Raw genomic sequence first — 15,259 nt, forward strand, 5'->3', positions numbered from 1 at the left:
GCGGAACAGCAGACCGACGCCTGGAAGGAGCGCTACCAGATCCGCGCCGGTGTCGAGGGCACCATGTCCCAGGCCGTCCTACGCTGCGGCCTGCGCAGATCCCGCTACCGAGGCCTGGCCAAAACCAGCCTTCAGCACCAGCTCACCGGCGCCGCGATCAACCTCGCCCGCATCGACGCCCACCTCATCGACACACCACGAGCCCGCACCCGCATCAGCCACTTCGCAGCACTTCGCCCCGCCGACCAAGAAGCGGCCAGCGGGGCGAAGTGCCCGGCCCCGAATTAACCAACAGCGTCCGGGTCAACTCCCGTGCGGGGCCGCGCCGATGCCGTACCGGTGCTACGCGTCCAGCGACGTCATCACGTGCTTGATGCGGGTGTAGTCGTCGAAGCCGTACGCCGACAGGTCCTTGCCGTAGCCGGACTTCTTGAAGCCGCCGTGCGGCATCTCCGCGACCAGCGGGATGTGCGTGTTGATCCACACACAGCCGAAGTCGAGCGACTTGGACAGACGCATGGCACGCGCGTGGTCCTTCGTCCACACAGAGGAGGCGAGGGCGTACTCGACACCGTTCGCGTACTCGATCGCCTGCGTCTCGTCGGTGAAGGACTGGACGGTGATGACCGGGCCGAAGACCTCGTTCTGGACGATCTCGTCGTCCTGCTTCAGGCCGGAGACGACGGTCGGGGCGTAGAAGTAGCCCTTGTCGCCGACCCGGTGGCCGCCGGCCTCGACCTTGGCGTGCGCGGGGAGGCGCTCGATGAAGCCGGAGACCTGCTTGAGCTGGTTCGGGTTGTTGAGGGGCCCGTACAGCACGTCCTCGTCGTCCGGCTGCCCCGTCTTGGTCTCGGCGGCGGCCTTGGCGAGCGCGGCCACGAACTCGTCGTGGATGGACTCCTGCACGAGGACCCGGGTGGCGGCCGTGCAGTCCTGGCCGGCGTTGAAGAAGCCGGCCACCGAGATGTCCTCGACCGCCTTGGCGATGTCGGTGTCCTCGAAGACGACGACCGGCGCCTTGCCGCCCAGCTCCAGGTGGACGCGCTTGAGGTCCTTGGACGCGGACTCGGCGACGGACATGCCGGCGCGGACCGAACCGGTGATGGACGCCATCGCCGGGGTCGTGTGCTCGACCATCATGCGGCCGGTGTCGCGGTCGCCGCAGATGACGTTGAAGACGCCCTTGGGCAGGACCGAGCCGATGATGTCGGCGATCAGGACCGTGGACGCCGGGGTGGTGTCCGACGGCTTCAGCACGACCGTGTTGCCCGCCGCGATCGCCGGGGCGAACTTCCACACGGCCATCATCATCGGGTAGTTCCACGGCGCGACCTGCGCACAGACGCCGACCGGCTCACGGCGGATGATCGAGGTCATCCCCTCCATGTACTCGCCGGCCGAGCGGCCCTCGAGCATCCGGGCCGCACCCGCGAAGAAGCGGATCTGGTCGACCATCGGCGGGATCTCCTCGGAGCGGGTCAGGCCGACCGGCTTGCCCGTGTTCTCCACCTCCGCCGCGATCAGTTCCTCGGCGCGCTCCTCGAAGGCGTCAGCGATCTTGAGAAGGGCCTTCTGCCGCTCGGCGGGCGTGGTGTCCCGCCAGGCCGGGAAGGCCGCGGCGGCGGCCGCCATCGCGGCGTCGACGTCCGCCTGCCCCGACAGCGGGGCGGTCGCGTACGCCTCACCGGTCGCGGGGTTGACCACCTCGGTGGTCCGTCCGTCGGCGGCGTCACGGAATTCGCCGTCGATGTAGTTGCGCAGACGACGCAGCTCGGTGCTCACTGCCGGCCCTCCAAGTTCGGGTGTCCAATCACTGAGACACCCACCCTAATCCGTGGCTCCACGTTTTCAACAGCCCCGAACGCATCACTACTGCGAAATCCGCAGGCTTCCATCACGTAAACGACGAATTTCATTGATCGAGCCTTGCGAAACTGTCGAGACGTCGTGCACAGTGAGCTCGTGGCCAGTCGAAGCGCAGACCAGAGGGACTCCCGCGAGTCCAGGAACGGCACTCCCCAGCTGGATGCCGTTTCCCTCGCCATCATCGAGCAGCTCCAGGAGGACGGCCGCCGGCCGTACGCCGCGATCGGCAAGGCCGTCGGCCTGTCCGAGGCGGCCGTGCGCCAGCGCGTCCAGAAGCTGCTCGACCAGGGCGTGATGCAGATCGTCGCCGTCACGGACCCGCTCACCGTGGGCTTCCGCCGGCAGGCGATGGTCGGGATCAACGTCCAGGGCGACGTGGAGTCCGTCGCCGACGCGCTGACGGCCATGTCCGAATGCGAGTACGTGGTGATGACCGCAGGCTCGTTCGACCTGATGGTCGAGATCGTCTGCGAGGACGACGACCACCTGCTGGACGTCATCAACAAACGCATCCGGGCCCTCCCCGGAGTGCGCTCCACCGAGAGCTTCGTCTACCTCAAGCTCAAGAAGCAGACCTACATGTGGGGAACCCGATAGCCGTGAGTACCAAGGACCTCAGCCAGACCGCGTACGACCACCTGTGGATGCACTTCACCCGCATGTCCTCGTACGAGAACGCACCTGTGCCGACCATCGTGCGCGGCGAGGGCACCTACATCTACGACGACAAGGGCAAGCGCTACCTCGACGGTCTCGCCGGTCTGTTCGTGGTCCAGGCGGGCCACGGCCGCACCGAGCTGGCCGAGACGGCGTTCAAGCAGGCCCAGGAGCTGGCGTTCTTCCCGGTGTGGTCCTACGCCCACCCCAAGGCCGTGGAGCTGGCGGAGCGTCTCGCCCACCACGCGCCCGGCGACCTGAACAAGGTCTTCTTCACCACCGGCGGCGGCGAGGCGGTGGAGACCGCCTGGAAGCTGGCCAAGCAGTACTTCAAGCTGGTCGGCAAGCCCACCAAGTACAAGGTCATCTCGCGTGCGGTCGCCTACCACGGCACCCCCCAGGGCGCCTTGTCCATCACCGGCCTGCCGAGCCTGAAGGCCCCCTTCGAGCCGCTGGTGCCGGGCGCGCACAAGGTGCCGAACACCAACATCTACCGCGCCCCGATCCACGGCGACGACCCGGAGGCCTTCGGCCGCTGGGCCGCCGACCAGATCGAGCAGCAGATCCTCTTCGAGGGCCCCGAGACCGTGGCCGCGGTCTTCCTTGAGCCGGTGCAGAACGCGGGCGGCTGCTTCCCGCCGCCGCCCGGCTACTTCCAGCGGGTCCGCGAGATCTGCGACCAGTACGACGTGCTGCTGGTGTCGGACGAGGTCATCTGTGCCTTCGGCCGTCTGGGCACCATGTTCGCCTGCGACAAGTTCGACTACGTCCCGGACATGATCACCTGCGCCAAGGGCATGACCTCCGGCTACTCCCCGATCGGCGCGTGCATCGTCTCCGACCGCCTGGCCGAGCCCTTCTACAAGGGTGACAACACGTTCCTGCACGGCTACACCTTCGGCGGCCACCCCGTGTCGGCCGCGGTGGGCCTGGCCAACCTCGACCTGTTCGAGCGCGAGAACCTCAACCAGCACGTCCTCGACAACGAGGGCGCGTTCCTCTCCACCCTCCAGAAGCTGCACGACCTGCCGATCGTCGGCGATGTCCGCGGCAACGGCTTCTTCTACGGCATCGAGCTGGTCAAGGACAAGAACACCAAGGAGTCCTTCAACGACGAGGAGACCGAGCGCGTCCTGTACGGCTTCCTGTCCAAGGCGCTGTACGACAACGGCCTGTACTGCCGTGCCGACGACCGTGGCGACCCGGTCGTCCAGCTCGCCCCGCCGCTGATCTCCGACCAGGGGACGTTCGACGAGATCGAGCAGATCCTGCGCGCGACGCTGACGGAGGCGTGGACCAAGCTCTGAGCCACCCGAGGTTCCGATCGCCCGGCCGGATGATTCATCCGTCTGGATGATCAACGAACGGCCCCGTGCCGCCTGTTCGAGTGAGAAACGGCGGTCCGGGGCCGTCGCTGTCCCCGGCTCCCGGCGCAGTCTGCCTAGCGTGCGATGTGACCGATCGCTCCGGCCTTCGTTCACCCGAACGGGTCCCCCCGGACGGGGATCGGCACGGGACAACGGATCAGAACCGAGGTGGTACGCGATGGTGGCCCCGCCGGACAACGATGTGCTCTGGGCACACGCCCTGCGCTTTCAGCACAATGGCTCCCCCGCGCTCTGCGGCGTCTCCGTGGGGGTGCGCCAGGGCGAGATCCTGGCTGTCACCGGACCGCGCGGGAGCGGCAAGACGACCCTCCTGCAGTGCCTGGCGGGACTGGTGCCCGTGCAGCGGGGCGAGGTCTGGTTCAACAGCACGCCCGTGCACACCATGGGCTCGCTCGGCCGTGAACGGCTGCGCCGCGACCGCTTCGGCTGGATCGACCCGGTGCCCCTCCTCGTCCCCGAGCTGAACGTCTGGGAGAACGCCGCCCTGCCGCTGATGCTGCGCGGCACCGGCCGCCGCAGGGCCAAGACCGCTGCCCTGGAGTGGCTGGAGCGGCTCGACATCGGCGGCTGCGCCCGAAAGCGCCCGGAGGAGCTGGTCGCGGCCGAACGGCAGCGGCTCGCCGTGGCGCGGGCCCTCGCCGCGTGCCCGACCGTGCTCTTCGCGGACGAGCCGACCGCCACACTGCACCGCTCCGACGGCGCCCAGGTGCTGCGCACGCTCACCGCTGCGGCGCGCTCCCACGGCATCACCGTCGTCATGGCCACGCTTCACCCGGATGTCGCGGCCCTCGCCGACCGCACGGTGTCCCTCCTGGACGGGCGCCGCGTGACCACGCTCCAGCTGCCGCCGGTCCCGGAGGCGGAGAGGGAGACGGAGACGGAAGGCCGCGCGGCGTGCTCGCTCTCCGTCTAGCCCGTAGGGCCCACCCCCTGGTCCAGCTCTGCCGGCTGCTGGTCGCCGTGGCATCGGCGGGCACGGGCTTTCTGCTGCTGTGCACGCTGGGGTATGCCATGGCGCACCCGGAGGCGCCGGCCGGTTCGGAGCTGCGGCTGGCCTGGTGCCTCGGGCCGGTCGCCGCCACCGTGTACCTCGCTCTCGCTGTCGCGCGCACGGACCCCGGCACCCGCCCCCGGTCCGGGCTGGCCGCCATCGGCCTCGGCCCGGCCCGGCTGATGGCCCTGTCGGCACTGACCACGGCCCTGTCGACCTCGCTGGGATCGCTGCTGGCGTTGCTGGCCTTCCTGCATCTGCGCGGCGATCTGCCCGGAACGCCGTTCGACGGCCCGGCGGCCGGGTTCCTCGCCCCGGACCAGCCGCTGCCGCTGCCCGCGGCACTCACCCTGCTCACGGTGGTGCCGTTCGTGGCGTCCGCGGCGAGCGCGTTGGCCCTGCGGCCGAGGGACGGACGGCCGCGCCGCGCCAGGCGCCACGGCGGCACACCGGCCGCCTCCGGTGCCGACGACGCCTCCGAGGAACGGGCGTCCGGGGAACAGGCCGCCCATCCCGCGGGTGAGGCACCGGCGCCCGGTCCGCGCCCCGCAGCCGGGACCTCGCCGAGCGGACTGCCCTGGGGTGTGGCCGCGATCGCCCTGGGGTTCGCCGTGGAGGCGCACGCCGGTGACGCGGACGGGTCACCGCGCTTCCACCTGCCCGGCGGGCTGGCGAGCGGGCCCGCCGGGGTTCTGGCGGGCTGGGCGCTGACCGCGCTGGGGCTGGCACTGGCCGGGCCCGGCCTGGCGTACCTGTGCGGCCGGATGCTGGACTCCGCGAATCCGGGGGCCGTGCGCCTGCTCGCGGGACGTGGTCTGCAACAGGAGGCGGGACGGATCGGCCGGCCGCTCGGTGTGGTGTGCGCGGTCGCCTCGGGGGCGTACGCCATGACGGCGCCGTACGCCGGCGCGCGACTCTCCTTCGGGCCGCTCACGACGCTCGGTGCGGCGCTCGTGGCGGGGTGCGCGCTGGCGACGCTGGCGACGGCGGCGGTCGAGGCGCGGCAGGCGCGCGTCGGCACGATCGCCGCGCTGGTACGGCTGGGCGCTCCGGCCACGCTGCTGCGCACCGCGGCGCTGCTTCGGGCGGGCGCCCTGACCGTGGTGCTCATGCCGCTGACCTGGGTGGTTGCGGAACTGGCCGCGATGCCGCTGAGGGGCTGAGCGAGGCCGCGAAAATTCCCGGAGAAATTTTCGCCGGCGCCGATGAGTTCCGCCGCCGCCCGCGGTCTCTTCTTCCGTACCGATCAGAACGCGTACCGACCAGGACGCGTACGGACCACCACCCGTACGGACCACACCTCACCGGGAGAGACCGCTCATGTACCAGCAGATGATCTTCGTGAACCTGCCCGTCGTCGACGTCGAGGCGTCGAAGAAGTTCTTCACGGAACTGGGCTACACGATCAACCCGCGGTTCACGACGGACGACTGCGCCTGTGTCGTCATCAGCGACACGATCATCGCGATGCTGCTGAGCAAGCAGCGCTACTCCGACTTCACCAAGAAGGAGATCGCGGACGCGACGCGGACCAGCGAGGTGCTGCTGTGCCTCAGCGCGGAAAGCCGGGACAAAGTCGACGAGTTGGTGGACCGGGCGCTCGCGGCGGGCGGCTCGGTCAGCGGGGAGCCGCAGGACCACGGCTTCATGTACGGCCGTTCCTTCGACGACCTCGACGGCCACACCTGGGAGGTCATGTGGATGGACCCCGCGGCGGTCCAGGGCTGAGCCTTCGCAGGTAACGCGGGTGCCAACCAGGGGGGTTCGAGGTTGCCCCGGCGGCGCTTCAAACATCCGGGCGGTTAACGACCGGGTAAAAACGGAGGTCATGCCGGACATCGGCGTTGACACCGCCGAGCTGCCGCTTATAAACCTGTGAGCCTCACGAGGACGCTGTTGTTGGACAACGTCCCTGTAACCCCCCGCAGTTGCGCATCACGTGAAGGGCAATCGTGTCCATATCATCCCGCACCGCACGCTCGGTGCGCATCCTCGGCGTCACCTCCGCCGCTGCCGCACTCGCACTCGGCGTCGCCGGAAACGCGCTCGCCTGCAACATCCGTGACTTCTCGGCCGTCGCCTCCTGCGACGCGGACGGGAAGGGCATCATCACCGTCAAGGACATAGACGCCTCCGGCAAGGAGGCGACGGTCACGGTCTACCTCGAGTCGAACGGCGCCGACGAGAGGAAGGTCGGTGAGCAGAAGGTCACCGGCTCCAAGGACGGCGCGACCGTCACGTTCTCCGAGAACTGGGCGCCGAAGGCGCAGTACCGGATTCACGTCAACGCCAACGGCGGCCAGGTCGACGAGGACATCTCGCCGAACCTGACCACCCCGGACAAGGCCTGCGCGACCTCGGAGACCACCGCGCCGGCCACCACGCCCCCGGCCTCGAACACCCCGAAGCCGTCGGCCACTCCGTCCTCGACGGCCACCCCGTCGGAATCGGGCAGCACGGCTCCCGCCGCTCCCGGGGACAACTCCCCCTCGCCCGCGGCCGGCACCTCCAACCTGGCCGAGACCGGTGCCAGCTCCAGCACGCCCCTGATCGCCGGCATCGCCGCCGGACTCGTCGTCATCGGCGGTGGCGCGGTCTTCTTCGGCATGCGCCGCCGGGGCGCGTCGAAGAACAACTGACGCACGCCGGTTCCGTACGAGCAAGCGGCCCGCCCCCTGCCGGGGCGGGCCGCTGTGCGTGTCCGGCCCGGGCTGCCGGTCCCCCTACGCGCCGGAGGCGTCCCCGAGTACGACGGCCTCGGCCGCGTCGAACACGACTCCCGCCTCGTCCCCGGGTTCGGGTGCCGCCCGCAGCGGGCACGCCGCCTCCAGCGCCGGTGCCTCATCGGGTTGCAGTCGTACGGCGACATGAGTGCCGCGGAAGGTGCGTGCGGTCACGGTGCAGCGCAGGCCCTCGGTTGCGGGCACCAGGCGTACGCCCGCGGGCCGGACGAGCAGGGCGCCCGGTCCCTGCGGAGAGCCTTCGGGGACGGGGAGCTTGCCCCAGGGCGTGTCCGCGACCTCCCCGGAGACGGTCGCCTCCACCACGTTGTCGAAACCGAGGAAGCGCGCCACGAATGCGTCCGCGGGCCGCTGCCAGACCTCAAGTGGCGTACCCGACTGGGCGATCCGCCCGTCGCGCATGACGACCACGCGGTCCGCGAGCGCGAAGGCCTCGCCCTGGTCGTGGGTGACCGCGAGCACGGTCGTGCCCAACCGCCCGAACATCTCGCGCAGTTCGACGACCAGGCGCTCGCGCAGCGACCGGTCGAGCTGGCCCAGCGGCTCGTCCAGCATCAGCAGCCGTGGCCGGGGCGCAAGCGCGCGGGCGAGCGCGACCCGCTGCTGCTCACCGCCGGAGAGCGCCGCGACGGCCCGCCGGGCGGCTCCGGGCAACCCGACCAGTTCCAGCAACTCCTCGACCCGGGTCTCTCGTTCGGCGCGCGGGGCCCCCTGCATCCGCAGCCCGAAGGCGACGTTGCCGCCCACGTCCCGCTGCGGGAACAGCTGGTGGTCCTGGAACATCAGCCCCACCCCGCGCCGGTGCGCGGGCACCCCGGCCAGGTCGCGGCCGTCGAGGAACGCCCGCCCGGAGTCGAGAGGTTGCAGTCCCGCCACGGTCCGCAGCAGCGTCGACTTGCCGCCGCCGCTGGGCCCGAGCACGCACACCACCTCGTGTTCGGCGACCTCGAGGTCGACTCCGTCGAGCGCGGGGCGCCCCCCGAAGCGTACGGCCGCCCGCTCCAGCCTCAGCATCGTCAGAACTCCCCCGTCCGGTCGGTCCGCAGCCTCTCCAGGACCAGCAGCGCCACCGCGCACACCACCATGAGAATCGTCGAAAGGGCCATTGCCTGCCCGTAGTTGAGGTCGCCGGGCCGTCCGAGCAGGCGAGCCACCGCGACCGGCAGCGTCGGATTGTCGGACCGGGCGATGAACACGGTCGCCCCGAACTCGCCCAGCGACACGGCGAACGCGAACCCGGCCGCGATCAGCAGCGCCCGCCGTACGATCGGCAGATCGACCTCGCGCCACACCCGCCACGGCGAGGCCCCGAGCACCGCGGCCGCCTCCCGCAGCCGCTCGTCCACGGCCCGCAGCACGGGCAGCATGGTGCGTACGACGAAGGGGGCGCCCACCAGCGCCTGCGCGAGCGGTACCAGGATCCAGGAACCGCGCAGGTCCAGCGGCGGCCGGTCGAGGGAGATCAGGAACCCGAAGCCGACGGTCACCGCGGAGACGCCGAGCGGCAGCATCAGCAGCGCGTCGAAGCCCCGGACCAGCCGGCCGGCGTCTCTGCGGGCGACGGCCGCGGCGGCGAGCGAGCCGATCAGCACGGCGATGAGGGTGGCGGCGACGGCGTAGGCGAGCGAGTTGCCGATCGCGTGGACGGGGGCCACGAGGAAGGTCCCGCCGTCCGCGTGCGTCAGGGCCTCGTAGTACGCGAACCCGGGCGCGTCGAGCGACCGCGCGACCAGGACGGCGAGCGGCAGGACGAGCAGGACGGCGACGGTGGCGAGGACCGAGCAGAGCAGCGCCCACTGGCCGGCCCCGCGCGGTCTGCGCGCCGTGCGGGACGCGTCGACCAGCCGCAGTGCGCTCTCCCGGCGGCGCACGGTCCAGGCGTGCAGCACGAGGATCGCGCCCACCGCCAGGAACTGGACGATCGTCAGCACGGCGGCCGTGGACAGGTCGAAGATCTCCGAGGTCTGCCGGTAGATCTCCACCTCCAGGGTGGAGAACGTCGGGCCGCCCAGGATCTGCACCACCCCGAACGAGGTGAACGTGAACAGGAAGACCATGAGGGCGGCGGCCGCCACGGCCGGGCCCAGAGCGGGCAGCGTCACCTTCCGCCAGGCGGTGACGCGGGAGGCGCCGAGTACGCGTGCGGCCTCCTCCTGACGCGGGTCGAGCTGCGCCCACAGGCCGCCGACCGTCCGGACGACGACCGCGTAGTTGAAGAAGACATGGGCGAGCAGGATGGCCCACACGGTCGTGTCGAGCCGGACGCCCCACAGGTCGTCGAGGAGTCCGCCACGGCCGACGAGTGCCAGGAACGCCGTGCCGACGACGACCGTGGGCAGCACGAACGGCACGGTGACGACCGCGCGCAGCACCTGCTTGCCGGGGAAGTCCAGGCGGGCGAAGACATAGGCGCCGGGCATCGCCACCAGCAGGGTGAGGGCCGTGGAGGCGAGCGCCTGCCAGGTGGTGAACCACAGCACATGGCGGATGTCGGGCTGTGCGAGCACCTCCGTGAGGCGGCCGAGGCGCCACACCCCGTCGACGCGCAGACCGCGCGTGACGATCGCGGCGACGGGGTAGGCGAAGAAGACCGCGAAGAACACGGCCGGCAGGGCCATGAGCCCGAACCGCGCCGCGCCTCCCCGGCTCTTCGGGGCTACTTCAGAACGAGCGACGTCCACGACCTGACCCACTGGTCACGGTTGGCGGCGATCTTCGCCGGGGCCATGGTCGCGGGGTGCTCGGCCGCGGGCCCGTACTCGGTGAACTCGGCGGGGACCCGCGCTCCCTGCACGACCGGGTAGACGTACATGTTGAACGGCATGTCCTCCTGGAACCTCCTGCTGATCAGGAAGTCGAGGAACGCCTTGGCGCCCTTGGGGTTGTGAGCGTTGCTCAGCAGGCCCGCGAACTCGATCTGGCGGAAGCAGGTGCCGGTCGCGACGCCGGTCGGCGCGGTCTTGGGCCGCGGCTTGGCGTAGACGACCTCGGCGGGCGGCGAGGAGGCGTAGGAGACGACGAGCGGCCGGTCGCCCCCAGCCTTCCGGCCCGGTGCCGAACCCGAGAACTCCTGCTGGTAGGCCTGCTCCCAGCCGTCGACCACCTTGACGCCGTTGTCCTTGAGTTTCTTCCAGTAGTCCTGCCAGCCTCCCCCGCTCTCGGCTCCGCCCGAGCGGGAGGTGCCCCCGTCGCCGTAGTGGGCGGCCGTGCCGAGCAGGAAGCCGAGACCCGGCGAGGAGGTGGAGGCGTTCTCGGTGACGAGGAGGTTCCGGTACGCGGGCTTGGTGAGGTCGTCGAGGGAGGCGGGCGGGGCGAGCTTGTGGTCGGCGAAGTACTTCTTGTCGTAGTTCACGCAGATGTCGCCGTAGTCGACGGGCGTGACCCGGTGCCTGTCGTCGAGCTGGTACTGCGCGCCGACCCGGTCCAGTCCCTTGGCCGCGTACGGCTGGAACAGACCGTTGTCGAGCGCCCGGGACAGCAGCGTGTTGTCGACGCCGAAGAAGACGTCGCCCTGCGGATTGTCCTTGGTGAGGATCGCCTTGTTGACGGCCTGGCCCGCGTCGCCGTCGGGGAGGACCTTGACCCGGTAACCCGACTCCTTCTCGAACGCCGCGACGACGCTCTTGGAGGCGGCCCACGAGTTGTGGCTGACGAGGGTCACCGTCTTCGGGTCGCCGCCGCTGCCGCCCGTGGAGCCGGACGATCCGCACGCGGACAGCGTGACCAGGCCCAGCCCCACGGCGAGGGCCGCGAACTGCCTGCGGGTGATGCTCACTGAATTCCTCCTGGAGGTGACCAGGAAGAGACGCGGCCCTGTCCTGGGGCCCCGAAGGGACCCGGGCAGGGCGCAACAGCTCGAGTGAAGACCGAACTTCCTACCCAGAATGACCTGGGCGAGGTTCAGAGGGTCTGCGGGCTCTCCCGCACTCTCAGCGCTGTGGCGCTCCCCTGTCGGAATATGAAGGTATGCCTGATATGAAGTTATGCCTGTGATGATATGGACGGCCCTCAGACTACCGCTCGGTGGCCGCCAGCTGACCACACGCTCCGTCGATCTCCTGACCCCGGGTGTCCCGGATGGTCACCGGCACCCCATGGGCGGCGATCGCCTCGACGAACGCCTTCTCGTCCTCGGGCCGTGACGCGGTCCACTTGGAGCCGGGCGTCGGGTTGAGCGGGATCAGATTGACGTGGACGGGCCTGCCCTTGAGCAGCCGGCCGAGCCGATCGCCGCGCCACGCCTGGTCGTTGATGTCCCGGATCAGGGCGTACTCGATGGACAGCCGGCGTCCCGACTTCTCGACGTACTCGAACCCGGCGTCGAGGACCTCCCGCACCTTCCACCGAGTGTTGACGGGCACGAGGGTGTCGCGCAGCTCGTCGTCCGGCGCGTGCAGGGAGATGGCGAGGCGGCACTTGAAGCCCTCGTCGGCGAAGCGGTGGATGGCCGGCACCAGCCCGACGGTCGACACGGTGATCCCGCGCTGCGAGAGCCCGAGCCCGTCCGGCGCGGGGTCGGTGAGGGCACGGATGGCGCCGACGACACGCTTGTAGTTGGCGAGCGGCTCGCCCATGCCCATGAACACGATGTTGGACAGCCGCGCCGGCCCGCCGGGGATCTCACCGTCGCGCAGTGCCCGCATGCCGTCCACGATCTGGTGCACGATCTCCGCGGTGGACAGGTTGCGGTCCAGGCCGGCCTGGCCGGTGGCGCAGAACGGGCAGTTCATGCCGCAGCCCGCCTGGGAGCTGATGCACATGGTGACCCGGTCGGGGTAGCGCATCAGCACGGACTCCACGAGCGTCCCGTCGAACAGCCGCCACAGCGTCTTGCGGGTGGTGTCCTGGTCCGTCGACAGATGCCGTACGACCGTCATCAGCTCCGGCAGCAGCGCCTCCTGGAGCCTGGGGCGCGAGGAGGCGGGAATGTCGGTCCACTGCTCCGGGTCGTGTGAGAACCGCGCGAAGTAGTGCTGCGAGAGCTGCTTGGCGCGGAACGGCTTCTCACCGACCGCGGCGACCGCCTCCTTGCGCTCGGCGGGCGTGAGGTCGGCAAGATGCCGCGGCGGGGTCTTGGCTCCGCGCGGCGCGACGAAAGTGAGTTCTCCGGGCTTAGGCATGGCCTCACCAGTGTCGCAGATCGACTTGGGTGGCCTGGGGCTGCCGGTCGCTACGGCTGTCGTCAGTGGTCGTCGCCGGTCGCCGGTGAGCGGCCTCGGACGGCCCGGAGACGGCCCAGCCTGCAGACCCCTACACCGAAGGGCTCACCGCTGGATCACCTGGCCGTGGAGTGTTCTGCCTCCAATACACAAGTCGGGAGAGGCACCGAAGGAGAACAAGGAAGCGCTCTGACCTGGTGACTTCGCTGCGGCGCCTAGTGCCGCATCAGGCTGCCCTCAGTCCAGCCCCTTGCCGGGGCCGGGATCGGGATCGTTTGTCAGCGTTGGTTGTCGCTGAGCAGCCCCGCACGACCCGCACCCTCCCCGAACGGGGACTGCGGGCCGGGGAGGGCGGGCCTCAGGCGGGAATGAGGCCGTGGGGGTCGATGATGAACTTGAGGGGCACTCCCGTGTCGAAGGTCGCGTAGGCCCCGGGGGCCTCGTCGAGGCTGATCACCTTCGTGTTGAGCATGGCGCTCAAGTAGGGCATGCGGTCCCACAGGATCGCCATCATCAGCTCGCGGTTGTACTGCATGATCGGTGCCTGCCCGGCGGTGATCCGCGGCGACTTGATCCAGGCCTTGCCGAAGTCGATCGGGTACGTTCCCTCTTGCTCTTCCTTCGACTTCGCGAGCGGGTCGGGGCCGTAGACGCCGATGACTCCGGTGGCTCCGCCCGCGCGGGTGGCGTCGATCACCTGGTTGATGGCGTAGGCCGGGTCCATGTCCTCGGCCTGGCTGCCGATGCCGTGTGCCTCGGTGCCGACGTAGTCGACTGCGCAGTCGACCCTGGGTTCGCCCAGGATGGCCTCGATCTGGTCGGTGAGCGCCGCGTCCTGGGTCAGGTCGATCGTCTCGCAGCCGTTCTGCTTCACCAGTTCCAGGCGGTCCTTGTTGTGGTCGCCGACGATGATGCAGGACGCCCCTAGGAGGCGCGCCGATGCTGCGGCGCAGCGGCCGACCGGGCCGGCGCCGGCGATGTACACGGTCGAGCCCGGCTTGGCACCGGCCTCCATGAGACCGTGGAACGCGGTGGGCAGGATGTCCGAGAGCACCGCCAGGTCACGGATCTTCGCCATGGCCTGGTCCTTGTCCGGGAACCTCAGGAGCTGGAAGTCGGCGTACGGGACGAACAGGTACTCGGCCTGGCCGCCGTCCCAGTCGCCCAGGTTGAAGCCGTATGCTCCGCAGGCCACCTTGGGGTTCGTGGTCTCGCAGACCTCGGTCCGGCGCGCCTTGCAGTTGCGACATCGGCCGCAGGCGACGTTGAACGGGACGGAGACGAGGTCGCCCTCACTGAGGAACTCGACGTCGGAGCCGACCTCGATGACCTCCCCGGTCATCTCGTGCCCCATCACCATGCCCTGGGGCACCGGGAAGGACCCACGGTAGATGTGCAGGTCGCTACCGCAGATGTTGGTGGCGACGAGCCTGAGGATGACACCATGCGGGGCCTTTTTCCCGTTCGGCATCTGAAGCTTCGGGAAGTCGAGGGACTCGACGCGCATGTCTTTCGGGGCCTGGAAGACGACGGCGCGGTTGCTGCTTGCCATGACGATCTCCTCTGCTGATCCAGGGCGACTCGGCCGTGGAAGTGCCGGCGGTCATTTGGGTGGCTTTGCGACCTCGGCTTTCCCAACGTAGGGCTGTCACCCAACGTACGCACGCCGGAATCGGCCCCTCCATGCCCGCGTGCCATCGCACTAACGCTGCGTGCCACGCTCCCGGCCAAGCACGTCATCTCCATCCGGGTAGGTCCGCGCGTTGTTAGCTTTGAGGGATGACCGACGCAGCAGGGCCCGCTCCCCAGGAGCCCTCGCCCGTCCAGGCCGACGTCCGCGTGAACGCGTCAGGTTGCAAGAGGCACGAGTCGAGCTGGCCACGGCGCTCCAGCAGACCATGCTCCCCACGCTGCCCGAGCACCTCCCAGGCCTGGAGGTCGCCGCCCGCTACCGACCAAGCCGCGACGGGCTCGACATCGGCGGACACGGGTACGACGCCTTCGTCATGCCCGACGGTGCCATCGCCCTGGAGATCGGCGACACCCAAACGTCGCTCACCGGCCGGATCAGGCGCGTTCCCGCTCGTTCGTCTCCTCGATGGCTGCGGCCCGGGCGCGACGGCGGCCCAGCAAGGTGCATCCCACAGTCACCAGGCCGAAGGCGATGACCTTGGCGGCTGGATAGTAGCCGGACGCCGGCTCCTCCGGGGTGCCGGGCAGCCGGAGGAAGACCCACGCTGCCGCGAGACCCCCGAAGACGATCAGTGCGACGGCCCCCCACGTCCCGAGGTCCGCCCACCAGGGGGCCGGGCCGTAACCCCGCTCGTCGGTCTGCTCAACGTCCTTGTCGGCCACGGTCTGTTCTCCTGGGCGGGTGACGGCGGTCGTGCGGGAAGACGCGGGCCCGGCGTGGAAGGTTCACCGGGCCGAACGTTCCCTGCCGGAGCCGACATCCCG

General features: G+C 70.1%; 14 protein-coding genes, 1 pseudogene and 1 riboswitch. Of the genes and pseudogenes, 8 read left to right on the forward strand and 7 right to left on the reverse strand.

Features of this window, described 5'->3' with window-relative positions:
* The coding region (locus tag ABZ876_RS20265; protein ID WP_361782710.1) for a transposase at positions 1 to 288 on the forward strand (288 nt) is incomplete at its 5' end.
* Between the two features lie 54 nt (positions 289 to 342).
* On the opposite strand, the gene ABZ876_RS20270 is transcribed toward ABZ876_RS20265, so the two are convergent.
* Positions 343 to 1,782: a gamma-aminobutyraldehyde dehydrogenase gene (locus ABZ876_RS20270; protein ID WP_361782712.1), complete on the reverse strand. Its 1,440-nt coding sequence runs from the start codon at positions 1,780 to 1,782 to the stop codon at positions 343 to 345.
* Positions 1,783 to 1,947: 165 nt separating this feature from the next.
* On the opposite strand from ABZ876_RS20270, the gene ABZ876_RS20275 reads away from it, so the two are divergent.
* The 6 genes from ABZ876_RS20275 (at position 1,948) to ABZ876_RS20300 (ending at position 7,541) form a co-directional block, all read left to right on the forward strand.
* Positions 1,948 to 2,463 carry an Lrp/AsnC family transcriptional regulator gene (locus ABZ876_RS20275; RefSeq protein ID WP_361782715.1) on the forward strand — a complete coding sequence of 172 codons (516 nt, stop codon included), beginning with the start codon at positions 1,948 to 1,950 and terminating at the stop codon, positions 2,461 to 2,463.
* Positions 2,464 to 2,465: 2 nt separating this feature from the next.
* Positions 2,466 to 3,830, forward strand: a complete 1,365-nt coding sequence (locus ABZ876_RS20280) for an aspartate aminotransferase family protein (protein WP_361782718.1) — start codon at positions 2,466 to 2,468, stop codon at positions 3,828 to 3,830.
* Between the two features lie 238 nt (positions 3,831 to 4,068).
* Complete coding sequence (locus tag ABZ876_RS20285; RefSeq protein WP_361782720.1) at positions 4,069 to 4,824, forward strand: ATP-binding cassette domain-containing protein; 756 nt, start codon at positions 4,069 to 4,071, stop codon at positions 4,822 to 4,824.
* Positions 4,806 to 6,065, forward strand: coding sequence for a hypothetical protein (locus ABZ876_RS20290; RefSeq protein WP_361782723.1), 1,260 nt, complete (start codon positions 4,806 to 4,808; stop codon positions 6,063 to 6,065). Before ABZ876_RS20285 ends, ABZ876_RS20290 begins: the two co-directional genes overlap by 19 nt.
* A gap of 157 nt (positions 6,066 to 6,222) precedes the next feature.
* Complete coding sequence (locus tag ABZ876_RS20295) at positions 6,223 to 6,630, forward strand: VOC family protein (protein WP_361782726.1); 408 nt, start codon at positions 6,223 to 6,225, stop codon at positions 6,628 to 6,630.
* 224 nt (positions 6,631 to 6,854) lie between these two features.
* A complete protein-coding gene (locus tag ABZ876_RS20300) occupies positions 6,855 to 7,541 on the forward strand; it encodes an LAETG motif-containing sortase-dependent surface protein (protein WP_361782729.1) in 687 nt (228 codons plus the stop codon).
* Between the two features lie 84 nt (positions 7,542 to 7,625).
* Here the strand turns inward: ABZ876_RS20300 and ABZ876_RS20305 are convergent, their stop codons facing one another.
* From ABZ876_RS20305 to ABZ876_RS20325, 5 genes are all read right to left on the reverse strand, one after another.
* The gene (locus tag ABZ876_RS20305) at positions 7,626 to 8,657 is read right to left on the reverse strand and encodes an ABC transporter ATP-binding protein (protein ID WP_361782732.1); all 1,032 of its coding nucleotides are present in this window, start codon (positions 8,655 to 8,657) and stop codon (positions 7,626 to 7,628) included.
* A 2-nt stretch (positions 8,658 to 8,659) separates the two neighbouring features.
* Positions 8,660 to 10,324: an iron ABC transporter permease gene (locus ABZ876_RS20310; protein WP_361782735.1), complete on the reverse strand. Its 1,665-nt coding sequence runs from the start codon at positions 10,322 to 10,324 to the stop codon at positions 8,660 to 8,662.
* Positions 10,300 to 11,412, reverse strand: a complete 1,113-nt coding sequence (locus ABZ876_RS20315) for a thiamine ABC transporter substrate-binding protein (protein WP_361783216.1) — start codon at positions 11,410 to 11,412, stop codon at positions 10,300 to 10,302. Before ABZ876_RS20315 ends, ABZ876_RS20310 begins: the two co-directional genes overlap by 25 nt.
* Positions 11,413 to 11,497: 85 nt before the next feature.
* Positions 11,498 to 11,603, reverse strand: a riboswitch (TPP riboswitch).
* Between the two features lie 53 nt (positions 11,604 to 11,656).
* Positions 11,657 to 12,763, reverse strand: a complete 1,107-nt coding sequence (rlmN, locus tag ABZ876_RS20320) for a 23S rRNA (adenine(2503)-C(2))-methyltransferase RlmN (protein WP_361782738.1) — start codon at positions 12,761 to 12,763, stop codon at positions 11,657 to 11,659.
* Positions 12,764 to 13,160: 397 nt separating this feature from the next.
* On the reverse strand, positions 13,161 to 14,354 hold the full coding sequence (locus tag ABZ876_RS20325; protein WP_361782741.1) for an alcohol dehydrogenase catalytic domain-containing protein: 1,194 nt from the start codon (positions 14,352 to 14,354) through the stop codon (positions 13,161 to 13,163).
* A gap of 220 nt (positions 14,355 to 14,574) precedes the next feature.
* Here ABZ876_RS20325 and ABZ876_RS20330 point away from each other — a divergent pair.
* Positions 14,575 to 14,850 (forward strand): annotated as a pseudogene (locus ABZ876_RS20330) (serine/threonine-protein phosphatase); the annotation flags it as partial.
* A gap of 19 nt (positions 14,851 to 14,869) precedes the next feature.
* Here ABZ876_RS20330 and ABZ876_RS20335 read toward each other — a convergent pair.
* The gene (locus ABZ876_RS20335) at positions 14,870 to 15,157 is read right to left on the reverse strand and encodes a hypothetical protein (protein WP_361782743.1); all 288 of its coding nucleotides are present in this window, start codon (positions 15,155 to 15,157) and stop codon (positions 14,870 to 14,872) included.
* Positions 15,158 to 15,259: the final 102 nt, after the last annotated feature.

The sequence above is a fragment of the Streptomyces sp. NPDC046931 genome, from assembly GCF_040644655.1.
In the GTDB taxonomy this organism is placed as follows: Bacteria; Actinomycetota; Actinomycetes; order Streptomycetales; family Streptomycetaceae; genus Streptomyces.

Bases quoted from the DNA above. Each gene is read 5' to 3' on its own strand.
- ABZ876_RS20295 (WP_361782726.1), top strand. From the start codon at position 6,223: ATGTACCAGCAGATGATCTTCGTGAACCTGCCCGTCGTCGACGTCGAG.
- ABZ876_RS20305 (WP_361782732.1), bottom strand. From the start codon at position 8,657: ATGCTGAGGCTGGAGCGGGCGGCCGTACGCTTCGGGGGGCGCCCCGCG.
- rlmN (WP_361782738.1), bottom strand. From the start codon at position 12,763: ATGCCTAAGCCCGGAGAACTCACTTTCGTCGCGCCGCGCGGAGCCAAG.
- ABZ876_RS20285 (WP_361782720.1), top strand. From the start codon at position 4,069: ATGGTGGCCCCGCCGGACAACGATGTGCTCTGGGCACACGCCCTGCGC.
- ABZ876_RS20325 (WP_361782741.1), bottom strand. From the start codon at position 14,354: ATGGCAAGCAGCAACCGCGCCGTCGTCTTCCAGGCCCCGAAAGACATG.